The following is a 24,565-nucleotide window of genomic DNA, read 5'->3' on the forward strand; positions in this document are numbered from 1 at the left end:
AATACTACTTCCTTACAATCTTAGCGTTATTTAACAAATTTTTAATGTACAAATCATAATCCATCATGCCATAACTTGCTTCAATTTGTTGAACTAAACTATCCTTTTGTTCTTCATCAAGGGACTCTAAATTTCCATCGTTGATTTTTTTTAATCTAACCACAACATAGTCGCCATTTAATAGTTGCACACCATTTCTGCTTTCTGGTCTCAGCAAATTAAATGCTGTGTCATTGATCAAGGAGTTCGTTTTATCACCATCTCTAGATGCAGCAGCAACAGTTTCCCATTTCAGATTATTGTTATCCATCAACTGTATCTGCTTGTCATCCTCAACTGGATTCAATAAGCTAGTTCCTATTTCTTTTGCCTTTTCCTCACCATGCTGTTTTGCTAGAATTTTCTGTATTTCATTTCGTACTTCAATCAATTTCTCTTGCCGAGCTGGAATGTGTTTATTTACTCGTAAGACGATTACCGCATCATTATTTAACTGAATAGGATCACTATTATTCGATAGTTCAAGAACATCATTGCTAAATGCTGCATTAATGACCTGCTTATTTTCAGTGATGGTATCTTTGCCACCCTGTCTTGAGAAGGGTTTAGATTTCAATAAGGGTAATTTTAAACTATTCGCGACCGGTTCCAGTGAATCTGGTGTTTGATAACTAATATCCGTTAACTCCTCCAAATCCTTAGCATACTTGGCTTGAGCCATATCATTCAACAGTTGTTCTTTAATGATAGTACTTACCTGATCCAGCGACTTAGTTGTTACAGGCTTATAAGCTATTAGTTTAAAAATTTCATACCCATATTTTGTTTTAATGGGGTTCGAGATTTGTCCTGGCTTATCTAATAAGGATAGGTCTTTCGCATACTCACTCTGTCCACCAGTAATCCAAGGTAATAGTCCCTTTTCTTTCATAGATAGTTTGTCATCTGATTTTGTAGCTACAAATTTATCAAATAACGAGGGATCAGCCTGAAGTTCTTTGTATGTTTTATCAGCATTCGCTTTGGCTTGAGAAGCCTCTTCGTCACTTGCTGTCTCGGGAATTGAGAACAATATATGTGCTACTTGCCATTGTGCAGGAGTCAAATAATTGCTTTTATTTTCTTCATAATAGCTCGCAATATCTTTATCTGATATCTTTAACTTGGATTTAATTGCTGACATGGATAATAATACATAGTCAATACTGACATGTTCTTCAGTCATAAATTGTTTACTGTTTTTTTCATAATAATTCTTAATTTCTTCATCAGAAATCTGTGCTTGTTTTTCAAATTTAACTGAAGGAACTGTTAAATAGTCATAATCTCTAGTTTGCATATACAAACGTACAAAGCGCTTTATTTCTTCTGGCAATGCGAAAGAAGTACCCATAAAAGCATAGCGTTGTTGATTTAACAACATACCTTGTCTTACTTCTTTTTGAAATGTTTCTGGGGTAAATAACGCGCCACTTAATGCTTGCTGATATCTTTCTGTAGAAAAATGACCGTCTTCTTGAAACTGAGGTATGTTGATAATCGCAGCGTTTGCCTGAGCAGGACTCACCTCAAAACCATAAAGACGTGCTGATTGGACACTCACTTCGTTAGTGATCATTTGATTGAGTACTTGATTTTGCAAATTTTTTTCGTCTTTTGCTGAAAGCTGTGCTAAATCTTGCTGTGAGCGCGCTCGTCTATAATTCGTATCAAAATCTTGTACGCTTATAGGTTCATCGTTTACGGTTACCTTGTAATTAGAGGATTGTCGAGATTGTAAATAATAATCAACGCCAAATAACGTGAAGGTTATAGCAATTAAAACGATTATTACCCAAGCTATAACACCTTGAATTCGCTCATTTAACTTCTGCAGCATGTCTCGAGATCCATTTTAAAATATACTAAACTTTGATATCAACGACTTAAACATAACACTTAAAAAAAACGCGCCTTTCAGCGCGTTTATCTGGCGGAGTGGACGGGGCTCGAACCCGCGACCCCCGGCGTGACAGGCCGGTATTCTGACCAACTGAACTACCACTCCATATCTTGGTGGGTGCTGTAGGGATCGAACCTACGACCCTCGCCTTGTAAGGGCGATGCTCTCCCAGCTGAGCTAAGCACCCAAAAAACTATACTTATTGCACCGCTTCGCTAAGATTCTTACCAGCTTTAAACTTAGCTACTCTTCTAGCTTTAATCTGTATGGGCTTACCAGTTTGTGGATTACGTCCAGTACGTGCAGAACGATTACCTGTTGAAAAAGAACCAAAACCAGGTATTACAACTTGATCACCATTCTTTAGGACTTCAGTAATAGTATCCATAAAAGTTTCAAGAACTCTGCTTGCTGCAGCTCTTGTTAAACCTGAACCACTTGCTAAAGCTTCAACTAATTCAGTCTTATTCATCTTTTCCCCTTTACAGTTAATCATCCGTATTCCAGAGCCGATTTAATCAAATTAACTTGCTCCAGTCAAGTACATACATCCTTGCAGAGCCCTGTACTACAGGGCCACGTAAAGAAATATACCTTTAATTAATGAGCGTGTAAATCATTATTTTTAATTTTTTTTGATCTTCTACTCACAATAGCGCCAGATTGTACATTAATTGGCTTTTCTACCCATGGACTGCGTTGCAAAGCGATTTCTAGCACCTGCTCTATCGTTTTAACTGGGTGAATTGTTAGCTTTCTTAAAATATTATCTGGAATTTCTTCCAAGTCCTTAACGTTCTCATCTGGAATAATTACGTGCTTGATTCCTCCTCTATGGGCAGCTAATAGCTTCTCTTTTAAACCACCTATAGGAAGAACTTGACCACGCAGAGTAATTTCCCCAGTCATAGCGACATCTGCTTTAACTGGAATTTGTGTTACCACAGAAACAAGTACTGTGCACATACCTATACCCGCACTTGGGCCATCTTTTGGTGTAGCCCCTTCAGGAACATGGACGTGAAAATCATTTTTATCGTAAAACTCTTCGGAAAGTCCAAATGATTTGGCTCTACTTCTAACAACGGTCATTGCAGCATGAATAGATTCTTGCATGACCTCGCCCAATTGCCCTGTGTGAGTTACTTTTCCTTTACCAGGCATCATGGAAGCTTCAATTGTCAGCAACTCTCCACCAACACTGGTCCAAGCCAGTCCTGTAACCTGACCAATTTGATCATACTGCTCTGCTAAGCCATATCGGAATTTTTTTACACCCAAGTATTTTTCGATATTACTTACCGTGATTGTTAGTTTTTTTACTTTTTTATTGGATAAAATTTCTTTCACCACTTTCCTACATATGCTGGCTATATCTCTTTCCAAATTACGAACACCAGCCTCACGAGTGTAATAACGAATAATATCTCGTATTGCGCCCTCGCTAATATGGATTTCCCCATTGGTTAATCCATTCAATAGAATTTGTTTTGGTACCAGGTACTGTTCAGCAATACTTACTTTTTCGTCTTCTGTATAACCAGGTAAGCGTATAACCTCCATTCGGTCCAAAAGAGGGGCTGGGATTTCAAGTGAATTTGCAGTAGCAATAAACATAACGTCACTTAAATCATAATCGACTTCAAGGTAGTGATCACTGAAGGTGTGATTTTGCTCGGGATCTAACACCTCTAATAGAGCCGATGCAGGGTCACCACGAAAATCCATAGCCATTTTATCCACTTCATCAAGCATAATTAGAGGGTTTTTTACACCAGCCTTGCATAGTTTTTGAATTATCTTCCCAGGCATTGATCCAATATATGTTCTTCGATGACCTCGAATTTCAGCCTCATCTCTCACACCACCAAGTGCAATTCGTATAAAAGTACGGCCTGTTGCATTAGCAATAGATTGTCCTAATGAAGTTTTACCTACACCCGGAGGGCCTACGAGACATAAAATTGGCCCTTTAACTCTTTTCACTCGCTGCTGTACAGCTAGATACTCTATAATTCGTTCTTTCACTCGCTCCAAGCCATGATGCTCTTTATCTAGAAGTTTCTCGGCTTTATTTAGATCAAACTGTATTTTATTTCTCTTTTTCCAGGGTACTAAAAGCATCCAATCCAAATAATTGCGAATAACGGTGGCCTCTGCTGACATCGGAGACATCATTTTTAGTTTATGTAACTCAGCCAGTGCCTTTTCTTTAGCTTCTTTAGGCATTCCGGCTTTTTCAATTGATTTTTCCAATTGTTCAATTTCATTGCCTTCTTCACCCATTTCACCTAATTCTTTTTGAATGGCTTTAATTTGTTCATTCAAATAATATTCTCTTTGGCTTTTTTCCATTTGCCTTTTGACACGTCCTCTAACGCGTTTTTCTACGTGTAATAAATCAATTTCGTTCTCAATCGCAGCCATTAAACGTTCTAATCGAGTACCGACATCCGTAGTTTCCAGAAGCTCCTGCTTATCATCGACTTTTAATGTTAGGTGTGCAGCAATGGTATCAGCTAGCCTTCCTGGTTCCTCGATACTTGCCAGAGGAGTAAGAACCTCGGGAGGAATTTTTTTATTTAATTTAATGTATTGTTCAAATTGAGACATTAAAGAACGCATCAAGATCCCAATTTCCTGGTCTTGCAGGACCGTGCTAACTTCGGTGATTGGTTCTAAAGTTGCCTCTAAATATCCAGCTTCACTTGTGTACTCTGCAGCCTTCGCTCGTTGTTCGCCCTCCACCAATACTTTCACAGTACCGTCTGGTAACTTTAGCAATTGCAACACACTGGAAATTGTACCTATTTGGAAAATATCTTCCGCAGTAGGATCGTCATTTGAGGATTTGCGCTGTGCTACTAGAAAAATTTGCTTATTATCTACCATAGCAGCTTCAAGCGCTTTAATTGATTTTCCGCGTCCAACAAATAGAGGGATTACCATATGTGGATACACCACAACATCTCTGAGGGGTAAAACAGGCAAGGTCAGCAATTTTGTATGATCAGGTGTTACCATTTCATTTTCAGTCGACATAGAGAACCCTTATTCTAAGGAAAGACCTAATTATTATAATTATCTAATTGAGTATACAAACATTAATGCTGACGAACAATGTGAATCAATCTTTACTGCCTGAAGCAGATCTCTTCTCTTCTTGTTCGTAAATTAATATTGGTTTAGATAAGTCATTGACAACATTTTCATCGATAACTACCTTAATCACACCTTCTAATGAAGGAAGATCATACATAGTATCTAAAAGAATGTTTTCCAAAATTGCCCTTAATCCTCTAGCTCCCATTTTTCGTTCCAGCGCTTTTTTGGAAATAGCAACTAAAGCTTCATCTCTAAACTCAAGTTCTACATCTTCCATTTTAAACAAAGATTGGAATTGCTTTGTTAAAGCGTTCTTGGGTCTTGTTAAGATATCAATGAGCGCAGTTTCGTCTAACTCTTGTAGAGTAGTCACTACTGGAAGGCGCCCTACAAACTCTGGAATTAGTCCGTACTTGATAAGATCATCCGACTCTAATTGACTTAAAATCTTAGAGACTTCATCACCACTGCTTTTCTTATTTTTAAGTTGGGCAGAAAAACCAATACTTGATTTATCACTTCTCTCTCTTATAACTTTATCAAGTCCCGCAAAAGCTCCGCCACAAATGAACAAAATATTTGAAGTGTCTACTTGAAGGAATTCTTGTTGAGGATGTTTGCGTCCGCCTTGAGGAGGAACAGAGGCTACAGTTCCCTCAATGAGCTTAAGTAATGCTTGTTGTACACCTTCACCAGAAACGTCTCTGGTAATGGATGGATTATCTGACTTGCGAGATATTTTATCAATTTCATCAATATATACTATGCCTTGTTGCGCTTTATCAACGTCGTAATCGCACTTCTGTAATAGTTTTTGAATAATGTTTTCAACGTCCTCACCGACATAACCAGCTTCAGTCAACGTTGTGGCATCTGCCATGGCAAAAGGAACATTTAAGATACGTGCTAGGGTTTGAGCCAAAAGGGTTTTACCACTACCTGTTGGACCAATAAGCAAAATATTACTTTTTCCTAGCTCAACACCATCTTCGCTTTTATGTTGTAATCTCTTGTAATGATTATACACAGCCACTGACAAAACTTTTTTTGCGTGGGGTTGTCCTATAACATACTCGTCCAGGAAAGAGGCTATTTCTTTTGGTGTTGGCAGCTTTGTTTCTGTCTTTTCATGAACTTCATGAGTTTCCTCACGGATAATATCATTACACAACTCAACACACTCATCGCAGACAAAAACTGAAGGACCAGCTATTAACTTCTTAACCTCGTGTTGACTCTTTCCACAAAAAGAACAATACAGAACTTTATCACTACTTCCGCTACCAGATTTACTCATAACAAAACCCCTTCTTACAGACATTACCTTTTAGTAATACATGTAAAATTTTAGTCAATAGATATAATATACGCTATATTGATTAATATTAAATTCACCATTTACAAAAATAACACATCTGAGTTTTCTAAAACTCAGATGTCTTACCTACTATTTCTCTATCATAAAGTACTTTATCGATTAGACCATAGTCTTGTGCTTGAGTTGCACTCATAAAGTTGTCACGCTCTGTATCATGCATGATTTGATCAGGTGTTTTTTTGGTATGCTTAGCCATAATATTATTTAAACGCTCTCTTACAGCTAACGTTTCGCGGGCATGAATTTCTATATCGGTAGCTTGACCTCGATACCCACCCAATGGTTGATGAATCATAACCCGTGAGTTTGGTAGACAAAAACGCTTACCATCTGCGCCTGCACACAGTAGCAAAGCAGCGGCACTTGCTGCTTGTCCAATACACAAGGTACTAACATCCGGCTTGATAAACTGCATAGTATCGTAAATCGCCAAACCAGCAGTTACAACACCACCTGGAGAGTTGATATAAAGGGAAATATCCTTTTCAGGGTTCTCTGACTCAAGGAACAACAATTGAGCTACCACTAAATTCGCCATGTGATCTTCTACTTCGCCTAAGAGAAAAATAATCCTCTCTTTTAGCAACCTAGAATAAATATCATAAGAACGCTCGCCCCTAGAGGTCTGCTCTATCACCATTGGCACTAATCCGCTCGCATTGCGGATAATAGTATCTGAATAGCTCGACATGCTTATTCTCCTTTTTTATCAGTGCCCTTTTTAGGGTTCATTACTGAATCATAATCCATATTTATGTATTTAATCTTTGCATCTTCAGCGACCTTGTCAGCAACCATGTCTTCCATAACAAGCCCTTCAACTTCAGCCATATGTTCTTTGCTGTTTTTGTACCAAGCTCGTAATTCATCAGGGCTTTCATAAGCACTAGCAAATTTATCGATCATTGCGTTTACTCTGTCATTATCTACAACAATTTGATGCTTTTTAACATACTCAGAGAAAAGCAAACCTAAATGTACACGTTTTTTAGCTTGATCTTCAAACAATTCTCTTGGGAAATCAGGAATTTTTTCATCATCGCGATGCTCATGTCCGAATAGTCTATGATACATGTCATGCTTCAAGTGCTCGATTTCTTTATCGATAAGAGCAACTGGAAGATCAAATTGATTAGCTTCCATTAACTTGTCAAACAATCTTTCACGATTCATAACACTAACTCGTCTTTCTAACTCACGAGCCATATTGTCTTTAATGTCTTTCTTAAGTGCTTCGATGCCGCCCTTTTTGATATTGAACTTTTTAGCAAAATCATCATCTAATTCAGGTAACTTTCCTTCAAAGACTTTCTTAACGGTAATAGTAAAAGTAGTTTCCTTACCCGCTAATTCCTTGTGGCCGTAGTCTTCTGGGAAGGTCACTTTAATTTCTCCAGATTTATCAATTTTGAAGCCTACAATACCATCTTCAAATCCAGGAATCATAGAACCAGAGCCAATAATTAGCTCATAACCTTCTGCCTTGCCTCCTTCAAAAGGTTTTCCTTCTAAAAATCCTTCGAAATCCATAGTCACTTTATCGCCCTTTTTGACGCCTCGAGTTACTTCACTCCATTCTTTATTTTGTTCACGTAATTTTTCCATCATGTCATCAACGTCTTTGTCGCTGATTTCAGAACGCACTAACTCCACTGAAGCCTGACCTAATTCAACCACCTCAAAAACGGGTAAAACCTCGAAGACTGCGGTATATTTAAAATCTTTACCAGCTTCTACTTGCATAGGCTCAACATAGGGAAAGCCAGCCGGTACTAGTTCATTCTTTTGCAAAGCTTCATAAAGTGTGGATTGAACCATGTCGCGAGCTACCTCTTCGCGAACACTTTCAGAATAACGACTTTGAACGATATTTAAAGGAACCTTTCCAGGGCGGAAACCATCAACTTTGACTTTGCGAGCAAGATTTCTGAGACGCAAGCTCACTTCTTCCTCAACTTTCTCAGTAGGTACAGAAACTGTTACCTTACGTTCCAAACCTTTTAGGGTCTCAACAGAAACTTGCATTAAATCACCTCTCGGAAGTTATCATGATATGGTGCGAAAGGAGAGACTCGAACTCTCACGGGTCGCCCCGCTGGAACCTAAATCCAGTGCGTCTACCAATTCCGCCACTTTCGCAATTAGGTTGGATTATCAATCAGTATTTTCATCTTGTAAAGACTCAGATAGAATCTTTGAGCTAGAGAAAATCTATTACACTTGGGGTGAACGATGGGACTCGAACCCACGACAACCGGGATCACAACCCGGGGCTCTACCAACTGAGCTACGCTCACCATAACTTATTCTTTACAGGACTTATGAAAATCCCAACCTTATATTATTATAAATTGATTTTAATTGACTTGCATTAATTAAAATATCGCTATGTTGAGCTTTTCATAAGTCCTGTTCCAGTATTCATCTGTAGCATGGCAACTGGCGCGCCCGGCAGGATTCGAACCTGCTACCCTCGGCTTAGAAGGCCGATGCTCTATCCAGATGAGCTACGGGCGCTAAACTGGTCGGGGAGGAGGGATTTGAACCCCCGACATCCTGCTCCCAAAGCAGGCGCGCTACCAGACTGCGCTACACCCCGTAACCCGTCCCAAGGACAGAGCGCAGATAATACTAGGACCGACCTCTTTGGTCAATATACTTTTTAATAATTTTTTAGAAGTTGTTGAATTATTATCCGTTCCCTCACGGTCGCGGCTCAGTTTGCACCTATGAATTGCAAGCTGCGACCGTGATGAAGTGGATGATGGGTTGATTATTGGATAATAAGGATTCGCATGAATCTCTTATTTATCCCATTACCTTCAGTTTAATTGATTTAAAGGATCCTTGGATCTATCGACTCCAGTAGTATCTGTCAAACGAGGTAAAACTATCTTTGATAACGCATGTGAAGCAAAAAATTCTTTTCTACTTCCTTGATAAGGTGGTAATTCTGTTTGTTGAACAACTGTAGCATTCATGCTGCCTAATTTTGCTAACGAAGACACAGCATTTAATGCATTTGTAAAATCAAATGTCCTATCAGTAATAGGCGGAAGATGATACACAACATTAGAAAGATCTAACTTAATTTGATTGTTAACAAAGCTAATCATTCGGTTTCTTGAAGGATCGTTTTTCCTGACCATAGGTACATCAGCACCTTGAAGATCCACCCATAATCCATGTTTCATTAATAGCTTCCTCCAGTGATCCATCGAATTAAATCGTCTTACTTCCGTCATTTCATCCTTAATGCTTTCTCCATTCACCGCGTTGAAAATCATATGTGCCATATGAGCCATAGCCATTGTTTTTTCATCCGTAACATCATGATCGACAAGGATAAAATGACCACCCTTACGTAATACCCTACTCACCTCTTTTAAGAACTCCTCTACACCCTCTTCGGTAAAGTGGTGTAAGCCAACATAACAAGTAATGACATCCGCACTATTGTCCGGTAAGTCTTTAAGATTTGGTTTACGATAATCCAGCTTAGCAAACTGATTGTAGGGTCTTGGGAACCCAGATTGAATGAAGTCAGTCATTGATTCAGCCTCATTCACAGCCACTACATTCCCTGTCACTTTGTATTTTTCTTTAAATCCATTTATAAATCTTCCTGGATAACCAATTTCAACCAAGCCATTAATTTCTTTTAGATCCTCGGGTAAGGATACAACAGCTTGCTCCCCTAAATCGTGCTTAATATCTGATAAAGATTTTAGCAATCGACTAATCGTACCCAATGTTCCTGGCATTATTTGAGGCAACCGTCTTGTGAGCTCCTGATATATTTCTTCGTGAGTGTCATTGTATTCCATGACGTCCTCTAAAAGCGTGTATAATTTTTCGGTGTCTACACGTTGCAATACCACCTCTAAGAATCCTTTGAATGCTTCTCTATATTCTGGATTGCCCATTACTATCTTAAAATAATTCGGAGTTTCAGACTTTTTCGCCATGTACTTCTGATGAAAACCGCTCGTAAATACACCTTGAGGATCGTACTTTTCTTTAAGGGCTTGTGCCTCCTCGGCATGTGGATATGCTTTCCTAAAATCTTCTGGATTAGAAACGTGCTGATAAGGCAAATAGTACGTACCCCCTTTATTTACAGCAAGACTCTGCGACTTTCTTAGCCACTTCTTGGCTTTAACCACATCATCTTCACGAAGTGATTGGTTAAACGCAAGCACAACAGCAAAGCGATCACCTTGATTTGCGTAAGACATCAAAGATTGATCATTTTGCTTTACAAATCGTACCGAAGCATTAATCAAACAGACCTTGTTTTCAGTTAAAAGGTGCCCTAGCTCTTTCAAAAACTCAGCTAACTGTTCTTCCGGTAAAAAGTACTCTTGTAACCACTCTGCTTCGCTAACGGAGTTATTGAACATGGCATTGATTGGTGGTTGCATGACTTCATTGGTCGTCAACTCTGGGTCAGCATTGGTTTGCAATCTAGCTTTTTCACCATTCCAGTAGTAACGTCGAACCCAATCTAATCTTCGAGCTAAATTGATCATGACGCGATTAAAGCGACTTCCATTAGGTGCTTCTTGAGTTAAATTCTCTGTTCTAACAGGCGCAGAATTACTTTCATCGTCGTAATTAACGGCTATACCTTCCCCTAATAAATTCGCGGGATCGATAGATAGCCTGTACAAATGCATCTTTGTTTTATGATTATCCGCAGTTAATACTTTCCTTCGGAAATGATCAACGTACTGATCAATTGGAACAAGTTCACCTCTTTCTTTCAGTTTAATATTATCCGTTAGCTTTAATTTGACCTTCGTCACGATACCGTATAATCCTAACCCCCCTGTGATGAGATGAAATAACTCATCTCCAGGTTTTACGGTACGTTTCTCCCCTTGAGCATCAATGACTTCCATCTCGAGAATAACGTTGCTTAGACTACCGTTTTTATGATCCCAACCGTGTATGTTTGTTCCAACTGAACCACCAACGGAAAACACATTCGAAGCCTGCATGACCTGCAATGCCATTTTAAAATCGTTGGCGGTAGTCTGAATTTTTGACCAAGTTGCCCCAGCTCCTACTGTAGCGGTATGATCTTCCTGATTAATTTCAACAGTATTTAATTCACTGAGATCAACAACAATAGAACTTTTCCCATTTCCACCCTGCGGGATAAATTGCTTGCCTTGGCTAAAACCAGCTCCAACAGGCATTACCTTTTTTCCATCTTTTAGAGCTTTTTTGATCAACACTTGTATTTCTTGCTCTGATTTAGGAGTCACCATCTGGGCTTCTTCATCCTTATAATAGTGACCTCCAGATCGTACTCCTTCTTCTTTAGTTGGTTCTGGCGTGAAATAAAACACAATGAGTTTGGGGTAAATAATTCCAACAGCTAATGCCGCCAACGCGTATAAATTCTTACTGAACAAAGTAGCATACTTGTTCAAGCTCTCGATGTATTTCTTACGAGCATCGTCTCCAAATGAAAATGCCGCAGCTAAACCAGACCAAGACGCTAAAGTACCTGCTATGAATAAATCCAACACACTTAGTGGCCAGAATAGAAACAAATAAATTGCTCGAGTTTTCATAAAAACCCAGGCTGCCTGGATGAAACCTCTCGTTTCATTTAAATAAGCTCTATCTATCATACCAGCGGGAATAGAAGACCATTTCCCTAAACTCTTTTGAAATGAATTAGCCATCATTTACACCCTTAAAAATTATGTATAAATTTAACTTTTGCGTACTTAGACTCGTTAAGTTTTTCGACTTTATCTGCCAATTCACGCACATGAATATCAAACATACACAAACGTCTGTACGGATGAATGGAGTCCCCATAAGAATAAAGGGGTTTCTGAGCGACAATATCGTTTAACTTTTCTTGTGTATCTTCTAAATCTATGTCATTAGAAGCATTGATTTCACACTTCACCTGAACCCGATCCTGCCCTGCGATTTTTCTAAGTTGTATCCCCTCATCATTCAGCGAATTAAGAACGGTCTGAAATGAATCATATCGAGGAACTCGCAATCGTGCATAAGCAGAGACTGCATACTCAGTGGATGGTGTTGGTTTAAAATAAACATTCTTATCCACGACATGAACACCCTCTATGGATTCTAAATGTTCTATGCAAGAAGATTTTAAGGCTTCAAGATCCTGACTGTTATCAACACGTTCTTTAACCAATATGTCTGTAGTTGCAGGAACTAAGTTATTGTCCTGATGAAACCAATAACTTAGTGGCTTTGAAATCCATTTTCTAGCCCATAAATCAAGGGAAATAAAGGTCCAGCTAAACCAATCACCCCAAGTTTTATGCTCGCATTCCTCATAGGCTCTTGCTAACTGGGCTCTAGCCTCTGAGTAGTTGTGATCATAAAAAGGCAGGGTATGGAGATCTTTAGCGTATTGGCTGTAAAAATCGGCTAAATGCTTCTGCATTTCTGTGTCATTGTCTTTGTTTAAAAATGGTGATAATAGGATCGAAAGTATTCCCTTTGGTAATAACTCCAGTGTAGTGAATACCCCAATGAATAAATCCATCAGCATGTATTCAGAACTTACAATTTGCCAAATACTATTGTATTTTCTAGCAGCGGAATAGGATTCGTACACAACTCGCCATAAACCAAAAATCTGTCGAAAATAGGGAAATTGAAACATTGAATGGCCATCGTCAAGGAATTGCGCATACTCCTCTGCCATTTCTACGTTACGCCATTCCGGCCCAGTCATAAAAGACTGATAGAGTTCTCGATGATAATCTACTTTATCAATGATTTCTGTTTTCTTATGCAGACTTCTTAGAAATTTACCCACTGAACTATTCCCTCTTAGATCGGTTATTTACATCATGGTTATTAAAATCAACCAAAGCCAGGATGGGCAAAATAATATCATGTTGATCACTCGAATCACAAACAAATCTTAATTTATTGATCAATTCTGTGCATAGTCATTCATTTCAGTTAGCATAATGCCTAAGTACAATACTCAAGGAAATGATCATGAAATCAAAACTATTACCACTCTTTGATAGCTTGAATCATTTGCATAAAAATCACGAGAATGCCGTTCTTCCTGCCCCCATGTGTAGCAATGATTTTTACTACTGTCTAAGCTTCTTAAAGAGTTATGCAGGGAGTGAAGGAACCTTCAACAGTTACCGAAGAGAAACAGAACGTCTTCTTCAGTGGACTTGGCTTATTAAACATACCAACTTAAACACTCTACGCAGAGAAGACATTGAGGAATACATTCACTTTTGCCAAAACCCGCCCAAACAGTGGATTAGTCTTAAAAAGGTACCTCGTTTTATTGAAAAGGAAGGAAAGCGATTGCCCAATCAGGAGTGGCGACCATTCGTGGTTTCAATGAGCAAAGTTGCCAGAAAAAATGGACATACACCATCAATTGATCAATTTAAAATGTCCCAAGGTGCTATACAAGAAATTTTTGCCATACTTAGCACTCTTTTTAACTTTTTAATTGCTGAGGAGTATCTGGTTTCAAATCCAGTCGCGTTGATTCGCCAAAAGAGTAAATTTATACGCAAACGTCAGCAAAATGCTCCAATCCGTCGTTTAAGCCTTATTCAATGGAATACCGTATTACAAACCGCCGAAATGCTTGCGGAAGAATCCCCCGAACAACACGAACGAACACGTTTTATTTTGAGTCTTTTATTTGGTATGTATCTTCGAATTTCAGAGTTGGCTGCAAGCGAACGCTGGATTCCTAGCATGAATGATTTTGCAAAGGACAGTAATGGCCATTGGTGGTTTACAACAGTTGGTAAAGGAAATAAAGAACGACAAATTGCAGTCAGTGATGCCATGCTAGAAAGTTTAACTCGTTGGCGATTATTTCTTGGCCTACCCCCCCTACCTTCACCAGCAGACAATTCTCCCCTAATTCCTAAATTACGCGGGAATGGTCCAATGAGCGACACTGCACCTATTCGAAGAATAGTTCAGCGCTGTTTTGATTTAGCCGCTCAACAACTGCGTCAACAAGGGCTAAGTGAAGAGGCAGACAATCTGTCTGCAGCAACAGTTCATTGGCTTAGACATACTGGAATTTCAGAAGACGTTAAAATTAGACCTAGAGAGCATGTCAGAGATGACGCAGGTCACAGTTCCAGTGCGACTACCGATCGCTACATAGACATTGAAAAACAAGCTCGCTATCAATCAGCTCGAAAGAAAAAAATTGATGTCGAGGGTTAGGGTCTATGATAAACTTCCAGGTCTTTATTTGATTCTCAGCTTTTAAAATGCTCACTTTACGCGAAGTTACATTGTCCCGCGGCAATAAAATATTGTTGGATAAAGTCAATTTAACGATTTATGAAAAACAAAAAATTGGACTTATCGGACATAATGGCTGTGGTAAGTCAACTCTCTTTGATTTTATTCTTGGTAAATTAGTGTCTGATACTGGGGATTTATTAATTAACCCTCAGCTTAGAATAAGCCATCTCTCACAACACATACCGGATAGCCAAGAGAGAGCCCTTCAATTTGTACTAGAAGGAGATGATGACTACATCCAATTATTGCATCGATTGCAAAATGCTGAGAGCACTGAAAATGATGAGGAAGTACTAGTCTGTCACGAATTACTGAATCAATCTGGTGGATACAGTAAACCTTCTCTAGCAGCGAGTATTATGGCAGGGTTGGGATTTTCAGCACATCAACAAAGTGAACAAGTCAATAGTTTCTCAGGTGGTTGGAGAATGCGCTTAAGTCTTGCTAGATGTTTAATGAAACCTGCCGATCTATTGTTATTGGATGAACCAACCAACCATTTAGATATGGAAGCCATATTTTGGCTTGAACGTTATCTCAAACAGTGTCCCAGTTCTATTGTTTTAATTTCTCATGACAGGGAGTTTTTAGATGCCTTTGTAACCAATATACTGCACATAGAGCATCAGAATCTTAGTCTATACACCGGAAACTACAGCACTTTTGAAAAAACGCATGCTCAACAGTTGGCACTACAACAAATTATGCACGAAAGGCAACAAACTAAAATTAATCATATGATGAGCTTTGTTAACCGTTTCAAAGCAAAAGCTACAAAAGCCAAGCAAGCGCAGAGCCGATTAAAAGCCATTGACAAAATGGAAATCATTGCGGCAGCTCAAGTAGATTCTCCATTCTCCTTTGAGTTCTTTCCATGTCCCCGTGCGGGTAATCCCTTAATTCAATGTCATCAAGTGGATGCTGGTTACTGCAACCAATCTCCTATACTGAAGAAAATCAATTTGTCCATAAGTCCTGGTGATCGCATTGCGCTCTTGGGGCCCAATGGAGAAGGAAAATCGACGTTGATCAAAACTCTGACTGGCTCATTGCCTGAAATCAATGGTGAAATACTCCGTTCCCCCAACCTAAAGATTGGCTATTACGCACAGCATCAACTGGAAGATTTAGACCCACAATTAAGTCCTATTGAAACAATACAATTACTTTCTGCTGATGCAAGAGAGCAAACCATTCGTGATTTTTTGGGTGGTTTCAATTTCCGTGGGGAGATGGCAGAGCAACCCATGCTGCATTTTTCAGGTGGAGAAAAAGCACGATTGGCACTTGCGAAGCTGGTGTGGTTAAAGCCTAACTTATTATTGCTTGATGAGCCTACCAACCATTTAGACCTAGCGATGCGCTCAGCGATTGAAATCGCTCTTCAAACTTATGAAGGGGCCCTCATTATCATTTCCCATGATCGACACATGATAAAAGCAACTGTAGATAACTTTAATCTAGTTTACCAAGGCAAAGTTCAGCCATTTGATGGTGATCTTGATGATTACTACACTTGGTTGCAAACAACCAGCTCCTCAAAGGCAGCTAAGCCAATCACCTCAAGCAATACTTATAAAGAAATCAAATCGCATCAAAACAAGTTAAAGAAGCTGGAACAACTGCTTGAGCACTATCAAAGGGCTATCCAAAGCATTGATGATAAATTGGCTGACACTTCACTGTATGAAAACAGCAGTAAAAAATCCACATTAGAACAATTGCTCACTGAAAAGGAAGAGGCCTATCGTCTTTTGAATCAAACAGAAGAAGAGTGGATGGAACTGAGTGAATTGCTTGAAGAAATTCGCTCTCTGACTTAGTCAAAGGTAAATTGTGTTCTATTATCACTTTCCTCCTCTAAGGGTACTAACAATTCGTCATCTTCTTCATCAAGAAGCGATAAATCGAATGAGCTGTCTAATTCACTAGATAAAGTATCCTGTCTTTCAATTTGAGGACCTGGTATAGGGATCGGCTGGCTAGATGCTCTTGGGGTAATTTTTTCTTGCTTTTCCTTACCATAACGATATAAAGCTTGCTCTAATAATCTATCTTCATCCTTAGCTTGTTTGGCCAAATCCATTTTTTTGTGGTCGTATTCGATAAATTTTTCAGCTGCAAATTTTAAGAGTCCTGCTACAACTACAACTACGGCAAGACTTAATACCACAGTAATAGCTACTGGGGGTGCAGCAATTATCCCACTAATGAGTAGGAAAGCGGCCACAGAAAGTAAGCAACCAGCACCAGCAACTCCTATCGAAGCTTTTGAGAGTGCTATCTGATCGTTTAACTTAGACCGTTCCATCATTAATGCATTACTGTTGTGCGTGTACTCAGAAATGTCTTGCTTATTCTTATAGAGCTCTAGTTTTATCTCATGAATTTCGCGCAACGTATTCTCTTTTTCTTCTTTTGACTTTTGTTCCTCAAGGGCTATGAATTTAGCTTTTAGATTTCCCATAAGCTCATCTTTTATGGAATACAACTCCACCAACCTTTTGACGGATTCAAATTGATTTAAATCAATTCCTTTTTGTTTCATAAGTTGTTCAAGATAAATAGAACTTTGATCCTTTTCTTTCCCATGCGTGACTTTATAGCTGGACTGAGTAAATGCTAGGGCAATCAACTCATCAAATTCGTTACTTTCAAGAGACAAATTCCCCTTCTTAATCCCATCTTCAAACCGCTGGTGCAACGAAATCTGTTGATTTAGTTTGTTTCGAACTAATAATTTCCCAACAAGCCCTACCCCTTCAAAAATGACCACAACTCCTGATGCTACTGCACCAATAAGTACAGCACTTGAAGCACCCAATACTGTAGCAGTAAGAACCAAACCAAAAAGGATTGTCAAAAGAACCGCACTGATTACTTTTTCTTTTACCGATTTTTTTTTATCCAGCAGAATCGCTATTGATTTAGGTACAAGTGACAATAAGGCAAGTATGCCTCCTACATAAGGTATTGAATGTCCCATTGCTGCTAAAGTGCTTGCAAACACTTGGAAAAAGTGCTGTATTCCTGAAAGTATTGTGCCAGAGGTTTCGCTTCCCTCTTGGATGAGGTCTGTAACAGATTTACGATCGTGATGATAGTCAAAAATGGTTTTTTTCAGTTTTTGATAAAACTCTGGCTGTGATAATTTTATCAATGATTCATAAGGCATAATGGAATATGCTAAAAGTGAGTTGATTACTATTAGTATAGCTTTTGTCAGAAAATTAGTATTGCCTTGATTGTAGAATTGAATCAGTCCTGGTGTAGTAAATCTAGCATCAATTTTGCAGCCATTTGTTCTGCTTTTCTTCGAGTCTCCCCTTTTCCGAAACTAGGTTCATCGACCCCATCGATACGACAGGTGATGAAGAAGATCTGACTATGTTCATTTCCCTCAACTTTAGTCAACTCATAGTCAGGAAGAGGCATTTTATTGGACTGCAAATACTCTTGCAATTGCGTTTTAGAGTCTTTTAATGATTCATTTAAATTAGGATTATCTAATCTTGAGCGATACAGAGATAATATAGTTTGCTTTGCTGATTCTATTCCGCTATCTAAGTAAATAGCTGCAAAAATAGCTTCCAAGGAATCCGCTAAAATAGATGCTCTTCGAAATCCTCCGCTTTTTAACTCGCCTTGGCCTAGGAATAGAAAATCACCAAGTTGAAGTTCTTTAGCAATTTCTGCAAGCATATCTCCTTTAACTAAAAAGGCTCTCAGACGACTTAGCTGTCCCTCTGTGTGCGTGGGAAACCGATTAAACAGCTCATGAGCAATCACAAAGCTTAATATAGAATCACCTAAGAACTCAAAACGTTCGTAATTGTCGCTGCCCACACTGCAATGCGTTAGCGCTTGTTTTAGATAAGCTGGATTTTGAAAATGATAATTCAAACGCCTCGCTAATCTTTCTAGATTATCTTTCACTACCGACAATGACCTCTCGTGTACTATCAAAATCAAATAGCAGGCTCACATTATACACTAATGGTTTGATGACTTGATACTTTACTCTCACCGTAAATTTATTCATTCCTGATGGAGTAAATGTTAACTGATCTGTTTTTAAATCGTCTAATCCATTGATTTCAAGTCTCTTTGAAAAACTATCTCTTAAAACAGCCATATCACTCATTTGTTCGCCAGTCATGGATGAAACAGGAGTAGAATTCAATGATTTAACAGTACTCATTATTGAGTAATATTGATAGTACACGGGAATAATACGTATAACGACTATCACAACCATGACCAACAACACCATATTTGCTAAAAAGCTTACAAAAGTGAGTCCTTTTTGCTTTTGCATAAGATAGATCCTTTATTTAATTATTGTTCCAATTTTAGACCACCGTACTGTATCCGCTTTGCCATTCCAGCTCATCCAAACCAAAAATGCTTTCCCTCTCAGATAACTCTCAGGAACAAAGCCCCAAAATCGGCTATCAGCACTATCGTCCCGATTATCCCCCATCATAAAATAATTACCCTCAGGTACAACAATGTCAAAGTCCGATGGTGCAACATCAGGCCTTATAAAAATATCATGGACTACACCATTAAGATCTTCTTTGTATTTAGTGACCGCTTTCCCTGAACTCTCGTCAGTCGTGTATTCAACAAAAGTTTGCTTGGCCTCTTTACCATTAATAGTAAGTTTTTTATCATGGTATGAAACCCTATCACCTGGAACTCCAATCACTCTTTTAATGTAGTCATAGGAAGGTTCAGGTGGCCAACGAAACACTGCAATTTCACCTGTTTTAGGAAGCGCTAAGGAGACTATCTTATTTTCTAAAACAGGTAGTCTTAAACCATAAGCAAATTTATTGACTGCTACAAAATCACCAACTAATAATGTAGGCTCAAGTGATCCTGATGGGATACGAAAGGGCTCAATTAAAAATGATCTCAACAAAAGCACAATTAAAAACACTGGAAAAAAGGAGCGCGAGTATTCCACTATTTTTCCCGGTTTTTGATCAATATCTCGTTTTTTTGCCCAGAATAACCAATCTAATAAATAAATAAATCCGCTGAGTGCAGATAAGATTACTAGTATTAAAGCAAAGTTCATAAGTGATAAATCCTCAACCGTTTATTTCTTTTCTGTTTGAAATACCGCCATAAACGCTTCTTGAGGTATTTCCACATGTCCTAATTGCTTCATTCGCTTCTTACCCGCTTTTTGTTTTTCTAACAACTTGCGTTTGCGAGTAACATCACCACCATAACATTTTGCTGTAACATTCTTTCGTAGCGCTTTAACTGTCTGCCTTGCGATGATATGGCTACCAATTGCGGCTTGAATAGCCACATCAAACATTTGTCGAGGAATCAGCTGCTGCATTTTTTCAGCAATGGCTTTACCACGCGAATGAGCGGTTTCTCGATGAACAATCACTGCTAATGCATCAACTTTCTCGCTATTAATTAAAATATCCATTTTAACTAAATCAGCATTTTGGAATCGTTGAAAATTATAATCCAAGGAGGCGTATCCACGGCTAACTGATTTTAGTCTATCAAAAAAGTCAGAAACCACTTCACTCATTGGAATGTCATACACGACAGATACATGACGACCACTGTAAGTCATACTAACCTGAACACCACGTCTTTCGATACACAAGTTGATAATTGGTCCCAAGTAATCTTGCGGAACCAATATGTTTGCCCGAACAATGGGTTCATACATTTCTTTGATTTGATTAATCGGGGGTAATCGTGAAGGGTTGTCAATTAATAATGTTTCCCCCTTTTGAGTTACTATCTGGTACACAACCGTAGGTGCGGTTGAAATCAAGTCAAGATTGTACTCTCGTTCTAAGCGTTCCTGAATGATCTCCATATGCAACATACCCAGGAATCCACAACGAAACCCAAACCCCAATGCATCAGAAGACTCAGGCTCGTAAAATAATGAAGCATCATTTAAACTTAATTTAGCCAAGGCTTCCCGAAATGCTTCAAAATCATCAGAGCTAACAGGAAAGAGTCCTGCATAAACTTGTGGTTTTACTCGTTGAAATCCTGGCAGTACTTTGTCAGCAGGATTCTTATCAAGCGTTAAAGTATCACCAACTGGCGCTCCTTGAATTTCTTTTATTCCTGCAACCACGTAGCCGACCTCACCAGCGGATAATCCATCCAACTTAGTGCGTTTTGGAGTAAAGATACCTACTTGATCCACTTCATAAGCACGCCCAGTGGACATTACCCTCATTTTATCGCCTTTACGTATCGAGCCATTGACTATACGCACTAGAGAGACTACACCTAAATAGCTATCGAACCATGAGTCGATAATTAAGGCTTGTAATGGTGCAGTAATATCTCCAACTGGTGGTGGAATTTTTGTGACTAAAGCTTCAAGGACATCCTCTACACCAAGACCACTTTTGGCACTCACCCTTATTGCATCCTGAGCCTCAAGTCCGATGATATCCTCTATCTCGGAGATAACTCTCTCGGGTTCTGCCTGTGGCAAATCTATTTTGTTTAGAACTGGTAGAACCGTTAACGATTGATCAATGGCTGTGTAACATACAGCCAAAGTTTGTGCTTCTACACCTTGGGCTGCATCAACAACTAAAATTGCACCTTCACAGGCCGCTAAAGATCTTGAAACTTCGTAGCTAAAATCAACATGGCCTGGGGTGTCAATAAAATTTAATAAATACGTTTTACCATCTTTAGCGGTATAATTTAACGACACGCATTGAGCTTTGATCGTAATTCCTCGTTCTCGCTCAATATCCATTGAATCAAGAACCTGTGAGCTCATTTCTCGCTCAGTTAAACCTCCACATATCTGGATAAATCGATCTGCCAACGTAGATTTACCATGATCAATATGGGCAATGATGGAAAAATTTCGAATTCGTTGTAAACCCTTCAAAGTAACAAACCTTCTTGCAAATTGCATTAGTCTAACTTAAATATAAGCGCTCAGAAAGTAGTCATGACAATTTCACTGTCTTTATACCACTATTATTTGCATTTTTTGCAAAGTAGATTTGCCAACAGAGTGTAATTTTAATAAGATTATTCATTTGGCATCACATAGGAAACATCATGCGAAAAACCATATGGCTAGGTTTTATCACTTTATTTTTATTTTCTTTTGATGCTTTATCCAATTCAGGATTAACTCAACGCAAAGACGTTCAAGCATTTATCAATTCGATGGTAAAAAACCACCAATTCAACCGCAATCAACTCATAAATACCCTAGAGCAAGTTCAGTTACAGCCTCAAATCATCGAGTCGATGGAACGGCCTTTTGAGAAGAAAACCTGGGACGTCTACAGTACACTTTTCCTCACCGCGCAAAGAATCGAAGGTGGTTTGAAGTTCTGGTCGGACAATGAGGCCGCATTAGAAAAAGCCCAGAAACGCTTTGGTGTCCCTCCCGAAATTATTGTAGCAATATTAGGAGTAGAAACACTGTATGGAGAGCGCCAAGGTGATTACAATGTTCTGGATGCACTAGCTACCCTTGCCTTTAATTACCCTAAACGGTCAGCATTCTTTACGAAAGAGCTCAAGGAATATCTATTATTATGCCGCGAACAAGGCGTTTCTCCGGTTCAATATAAAGGTTCTTATGCTGGAGCTATTGGCATGCCTCAGTTCATGCCTAGTAGTTATCGCTATTATGCCGTAGATTTTAGCAATAAAGGCGCTAGAGATTTAGTTAACAATAGTCACGATGCAATCGGTAGTATTGCAAATTACTTCCATAAACATGGCTGGAAAACCAATCAAGGAGTTGCACAATTTGCTAAAGTTTCTGGTCGGAAATATAAAAGTTTACGAACTAATCCACGAACAGCAAATTACGCAATGTCCCAACTCAGTGCTGCAGGGATTAAACCAGTCACAGCCTCTAGCTATAATCCACCACGCGCCGGTTTAATTGAATTAGTCACCAATAAAGGAAACGAGTATTGGTTAGCTTATCCCAATTTTTTTGTGATTACGCGTTATAACTCAAGCCCTCAATACGCAATGGTTGTCTATTTGTTATCACAACAGTTAAAGCAACATCGCCGAGACTATATTGAAAAAAAGCATAGGGCTTATGCTTAGAGATCATCAAAATGGATACCTGTTTCCTGTTTGCTAAACAGATGGATGACAATGGATGCTTAAGCCTTAAATTGAATGAGACTGGTGAGGTTCTAGCCCCCCCTGAGCCTAGAAATTATAATGAAATTAGTGCATTACAAACTGATTCACGCACTATCATAGTAGATTCTTGTTCACATGCTTTATTACTTGAATTGGCAATACCTTGGTTGCCAGAACGCAAAGCTAGGGTCGCGATACCTTATGCTCTCGAAGACAAACTAGCTCAGCCGGTAGAGGAAGTGCATTTTGCGTTTGATAAATTGCGATATCAAAATAATCAATACCTAATTGCAGCAATTTCTAAACAAAGGATGCATGATGTAATTCAATTATTGAAAGACCATAGGATCAATTTTGATGCTATTACAATTGACTGGTTTGCATTAAATTCTGATGAAGTCGCAATTAGTGATTCCGATTTAATGATTAACAAGAGTGAATTTAAAGGACAATTATCCGGTGAATTAGCAAAATCCTATTTAAATAAACTAACTTCAGACACAATTTACTCGTTCAATGACAGCCAAATTCAATCTCCTATCCCATCCAAAGCAGAAGAAATGCTTTCTACTGTTTGGATTGCAAAGAGACTTCTAGTCACTAAGCCTATGAATTTCTGTCAAGGCGACATGCAACAAGGTACTGATTCTAAATGGATAAAAAATGGATATCTTATCGCTGCTGGTTTGTGTTGTACCTGGCTAGTTTCTCTTTTAGTGGTCGATGGGTTCACTTTATATCGTTTAAACAAGCAAACCCAGATTATTGACCAACAGATTGAAGTGATCTATCGCGAATTCTTCCCTGACGCCAAACAGATCATCAGCCCCAAGTTTAGAATTAGCCAACTGCTTGGAAATAACTCCTCAGACAATCAAGCCCACTTTTGGTATGTGTTAAATCAATTTTCCCATGCTATGAAAAATAGCAAAATAGATATAGAACAATTACGTTATCAAAACAAAAAATTATCCGTTACTTTGATAAGTCCAGACTTTGCTAAACTACAAGACATTGAAAATCAATTAAAACGGCTAAAATTGACCGTAAAGCAAACCCAAGCATCCACAAAAGATAAACAGGTTATTGCAACCTTGGAGCTCATGTGAAAGCCTATTTAAACTCACTCAATGAACGAGAAAAATGGATGGTTATAGTCGCTGTTTTAGCGGTTTTTATCTATGGTTATTATTTACTTTTATTTGATCCTTTGAGTGAACGAGTAAAACAAAAATCAACTCAGTTAATTGAAAAAACGGAAACCCTAGAGTGGATGAAAAAGGTACGCCATCAAAAAGGGATAGGGAAATCAAAAAAATCAATTGATAACAGTCAACTACTAACTCTTCTCGCTGACCGGCTTAAAGAAAGTAAAGGGTTAAAGTTTCCTTATCAGCTGCAACAAACAGCCTCTGGAGAAGTTCAATTGTCATTTGAAGAAGTCCCATTCCAACTGTTTTTATCTTGGCTAACGGACATTCATGAACAATATTCGATCTATGTAAAGCAGCTCGATGTGCAAAATACCCAAACCCCTGGAGTAACAAAGCTTTCAATCATTTTAACAGCTGGTTAATTGTATTGCCTCGCATGAATGATGGGGATGGACACCACTGGGGTCCATTTTAACAGCTGGTTAATTGTATTGCCTCGCATGAATGATGGGGACGGACCCCACT

General features: G+C 38.7%; 18 protein-coding genes and 6 tRNA genes. 5 read left to right on the forward strand and 19 right to left on the reverse strand.

What is annotated here, in order from left to right; translation table 11 throughout:
- Positions 1–4: 4 nt before the first annotated feature.
- The 14 genes from Lwal_RS16465 to Lwal_RS16530 all read right to left on the reverse strand — a co-directional run bounded on the left by Lwal_RS16465 (position 5) and on the right by Lwal_RS16530 (position 13,248).
- Positions 5–1,879, reverse strand: a complete 1,875-nt coding sequence (locus tag Lwal_RS16465; RefSeq protein ID WP_058481869.1) for a SurA N-terminal domain-containing protein — start codon at positions 1,877–1,879, stop codon at positions 5–7.
- Between the two features lie 91 nt (positions 1,880–1,970).
- Positions 1,971–2,047, reverse strand: a tRNA-Asp gene (locus Lwal_RS16470).
- A gap of 6 nt (positions 2,048–2,053) precedes the next feature.
- Positions 2,054–2,129: transfer RNA gene (locus Lwal_RS16475), tRNA-Val, on the reverse strand.
- A 12-nt stretch (positions 2,130–2,141) separates the two neighbouring features.
- The gene (locus tag Lwal_RS16480) at positions 2,142–2,414 is read right to left on the reverse strand and encodes an HU family DNA-binding protein (protein ID WP_058481870.1); all 273 of its coding nucleotides are present in this window, start codon (positions 2,412–2,414) and stop codon (positions 2,142–2,144) included.
- A gap of 128 nt (positions 2,415–2,542) precedes the next feature.
- Positions 2,543–4,984 (reverse strand): endopeptidase La, encoded by a 2,442-nt coding sequence (gene lon, locus Lwal_RS16485; protein ID WP_058481871.1) that lies wholly within the window; start codon positions 4,982–4,984, stop codon positions 2,543–2,545.
- 85 nt (positions 4,985–5,069) lie between these two features.
- On the reverse strand, positions 5,070–6,344 hold the full coding sequence (gene clpX, locus Lwal_RS16490) for an ATP-dependent Clp protease ATP-binding subunit ClpX (protein ID WP_058481872.1): 1,275 nt from the start codon (positions 6,342–6,344) through the stop codon (positions 5,070–5,072).
- A gap of 127 nt (positions 6,345–6,471) precedes the next feature.
- Entirely contained in the window at positions 6,472–7,116 is a 645-nt protein-coding gene (gene clpP, locus Lwal_RS16495; protein ID WP_058481873.1) for an ATP-dependent Clp endopeptidase proteolytic subunit ClpP, read from the reverse strand.
- A gap of 2 nt (positions 7,117–7,118) precedes the next feature.
- On the reverse strand, positions 7,119–8,450 hold the full coding sequence (gene tig / locus Lwal_RS16500) for a trigger factor (protein ID WP_058481874.1): 1,332 nt from the start codon (positions 8,448–8,450) through the stop codon (positions 7,119–7,121).
- 29 nt (positions 8,451–8,479) lie between these two features.
- Positions 8,480–8,564: transfer RNA gene (locus Lwal_RS16505), tRNA-Leu, on the reverse strand.
- A gap of 82 nt (positions 8,565–8,646) precedes the next feature.
- Positions 8,647–8,722: transfer RNA gene (locus tag Lwal_RS16510), tRNA-His, on the reverse strand.
- A gap of 143 nt (positions 8,723–8,865) precedes the next feature.
- Positions 8,866–8,942: transfer RNA gene (locus Lwal_RS16515), tRNA-Arg, on the reverse strand.
- A 5-nt stretch (positions 8,943–8,947) separates the two neighbouring features.
- Positions 8,948–9,024, reverse strand: a tRNA-Pro gene (locus tag Lwal_RS16520).
- 223 nt (positions 9,025–9,247) lie between these two features.
- Positions 9,248–12,127 carry an FAD-binding protein gene (locus Lwal_RS16525; RefSeq protein ID WP_083500131.1) on the reverse strand — a complete coding sequence of 960 codons (2,880 nt, stop codon included), beginning with the start codon at positions 12,125–12,127 and terminating at the stop codon, positions 9,248–9,250.
- 8 nt (positions 12,128–12,135) lie between these two features.
- A complete protein-coding gene (locus Lwal_RS16530) occupies positions 12,136–13,248 on the reverse strand; it encodes a hypothetical protein (protein ID WP_058481876.1) in 1,113 nt (370 codons plus the stop codon).
- 182 nt (positions 13,249–13,430) lie between these two features.
- On the opposite strand from Lwal_RS16530, the gene Lwal_RS16535 reads away from it, so the two are divergent.
- Positions 13,431–14,657, forward strand: a complete 1,227-nt coding sequence (locus Lwal_RS16535; RefSeq protein WP_095197562.1) for a tyrosine-type recombinase/integrase — start codon at positions 13,431–13,433, stop codon at positions 14,655–14,657.
- Between the two features lie 47 nt (positions 14,658–14,704).
- Positions 14,705–16,564, forward strand: coding sequence for an ABC-F family ATP-binding cassette domain-containing protein (locus Lwal_RS16540; protein WP_058481878.1), 1,860 nt, complete (start codon positions 14,705–14,707; stop codon positions 16,562–16,564).
- Here the strand turns inward: Lwal_RS16540 and Lwal_RS16545 are convergent.
- The 5 genes from Lwal_RS16545 to lepA all read right to left on the reverse strand — a co-directional run bounded on the left by Lwal_RS16545 (position 16,561) and on the right by lepA (position 21,678).
- Positions 16,561–17,916 (reverse strand): T4SS effector SidA family protein, encoded by a 1,356-nt coding sequence (locus tag Lwal_RS16545; RefSeq protein WP_058481879.1) that lies wholly within the window; start codon positions 17,914–17,916, stop codon positions 16,561–16,563. The two genes, Lwal_RS16540 and Lwal_RS16545, sit on opposite strands and share 4 nt — an antisense overlap.
- 83 nt (positions 17,917–17,999) lie before the next feature.
- Positions 18,000–18,677 (reverse strand): ribonuclease III, encoded by a 678-nt coding sequence (rnc, locus tag Lwal_RS16550; protein ID WP_058481880.1) that lies wholly within the window; start codon positions 18,675–18,677, stop codon positions 18,000–18,002.
- On the reverse strand, positions 18,667–19,059 hold the full coding sequence (locus Lwal_RS16555; RefSeq protein ID WP_058481881.1) for a DUF4845 domain-containing protein: 393 nt from the start codon (positions 19,057–19,059) through the stop codon (positions 18,667–18,669). Before Lwal_RS16555 ends, rnc begins: the two co-directional genes overlap by 11 nt.
- Positions 19,060–19,071: 12 nt before the next feature.
- Positions 19,072–19,827, reverse strand: a complete 756-nt coding sequence (lepB, locus tag Lwal_RS16560; RefSeq protein ID WP_058481882.1) for a signal peptidase I — start codon at positions 19,825–19,827, stop codon at positions 19,072–19,074.
- 21 nt (positions 19,828–19,848) lie between these two features.
- Positions 19,849–21,678 carry a translation elongation factor 4 gene (gene lepA / locus Lwal_RS16565; protein ID WP_058481883.1) on the reverse strand — a complete coding sequence of 610 codons (1,830 nt, stop codon included), beginning with the start codon at positions 21,676–21,678 and terminating at the stop codon, positions 19,849–19,851.
- Positions 21,679–21,827: 149 nt separating this feature from the next.
- Between lepA and mltB the strand changes: the two genes are divergently transcribed.
- From mltB to lspM, 3 genes are read left to right on the forward strand one after another with little or no spacing between them, the layout of a single operon-like run.
- On the forward strand, positions 21,828–22,844 hold the full coding sequence (gene mltB / locus Lwal_RS16570) for a lytic murein transglycosylase B (protein ID WP_058481884.1): 1,017 nt from the start codon (positions 21,828–21,830) through the stop codon (positions 22,842–22,844).
- An 11-nt stretch (positions 22,845–22,855) separates the two neighbouring features.
- On the forward strand, positions 22,856–23,995 hold the full coding sequence (gspL, locus tag Lwal_RS16575; protein ID WP_058481885.1) for a type II secretion system protein GspL: 1,140 nt from the start codon (positions 22,856–22,858) through the stop codon (positions 23,993–23,995).
- Complete coding sequence (gene lspM, locus Lwal_RS16580; protein WP_058481886.1) at positions 23,992–24,462, forward strand: GspM family type II secretion system protein LspM; 471 nt, start codon at positions 23,992–23,994, stop codon at positions 24,460–24,462. Before gspL ends, lspM begins: the two co-directional genes overlap by 4 nt.
- Positions 24,463–24,565 lie beyond the last annotated feature (103 nt).

The sequence above is a fragment of the Legionella waltersii genome, assembly GCF_001468085.1.
GTDB classification, from domain to species: Bacteria; Pseudomonadota; Gammaproteobacteria; order Legionellales; family Legionellaceae; genus Legionella; species Legionella waltersii.

Excerpts from the sequence above, each read along its gene's own strand:
- Lwal_RS16540 (WP_058481878.1), top strand. The coding sequence starts at position 14,705 with ATGCTCACTTTACGCGAAGTTACATTGTCCCGCGGCAATAAAATATTG.
- Lwal_RS16555 (WP_058481881.1), bottom strand. The coding sequence starts at position 19,059 with ATGCAAAAGCAAAAAGGACTCACTTTTGTAAGCTTTTTAGCAAATATG.
- mltB (WP_058481884.1), top strand. The coding sequence starts at position 21,828 with ATGCGAAAAACCATATGGCTAGGTTTTATCACTTTATTTTTATTTTCT.
- gspL (WP_058481885.1), top strand. The coding sequence starts at position 22,856 with ATGGATACCTGTTTCCTGTTTGCTAAACAGATGGATGACAATGGATGC.
- tig (WP_058481874.1), bottom strand. The coding sequence starts at position 8,450 with ATGCAAGTTTCTGTTGAGACCCTAAAAGGTTTGGAACGTAAGGTAACA.
- clpX (WP_058481872.1), bottom strand. The coding sequence starts at position 6,344 with ATGAGTAAATCTGGTAGCGGAAGTAGTGATAAAGTTCTGTATTGTTCT.
- clpP (WP_058481873.1), bottom strand. The coding sequence starts at position 7,116 with ATGTCGAGCTATTCAGATACTATTATCCGCAATGCGAGCGGATTAGTG.
- Lwal_RS16535 (WP_095197562.1), top strand. The coding sequence starts at position 13,431 with ATGATCATGAAATCAAAACTATTACCACTCTTTGATAGCTTGAATCAT.
- lepB (WP_058481882.1), bottom strand. The coding sequence starts at position 19,827 with ATGAACTTTGCTTTAATACTAGTAATCTTATCTGCACTCAGCGGATTT.
- lepA (WP_058481883.1), bottom strand. The coding sequence starts at position 21,678 with ATGCAATTTGCAAGAAGGTTTGTTACTTTGAAGGGTTTACAACGAATT.
- Lwal_RS16525 (WP_083500131.1), bottom strand. The coding sequence starts at position 12,127 with ATGATGGCTAATTCATTTCAAAAGAGTTTAGGGAAATGGTCTTCTATT.
- Lwal_RS16545 (WP_058481879.1), bottom strand. The coding sequence starts at position 17,916 with ATGCCTTATGAATCATTGATAAAATTATCACAGCCAGAGTTTTATCAA.
- Lwal_RS16465 (WP_058481869.1), bottom strand. The coding sequence starts at position 1,879 with ATGCTGCAGAAGTTAAATGAGCGAATTCAAGGTGTTATAGCTTGGGTA.
- Lwal_RS16480 (WP_058481870.1), bottom strand. The coding sequence starts at position 2,414 with ATGAATAAGACTGAATTAGTTGAAGCTTTAGCAAGTGGTTCAGGTTTA.
- lon (WP_058481871.1), bottom strand. The coding sequence starts at position 4,984 with ATGTCGACTGAAAATGAAATGGTAACACCTGATCATACAAAATTGCTG.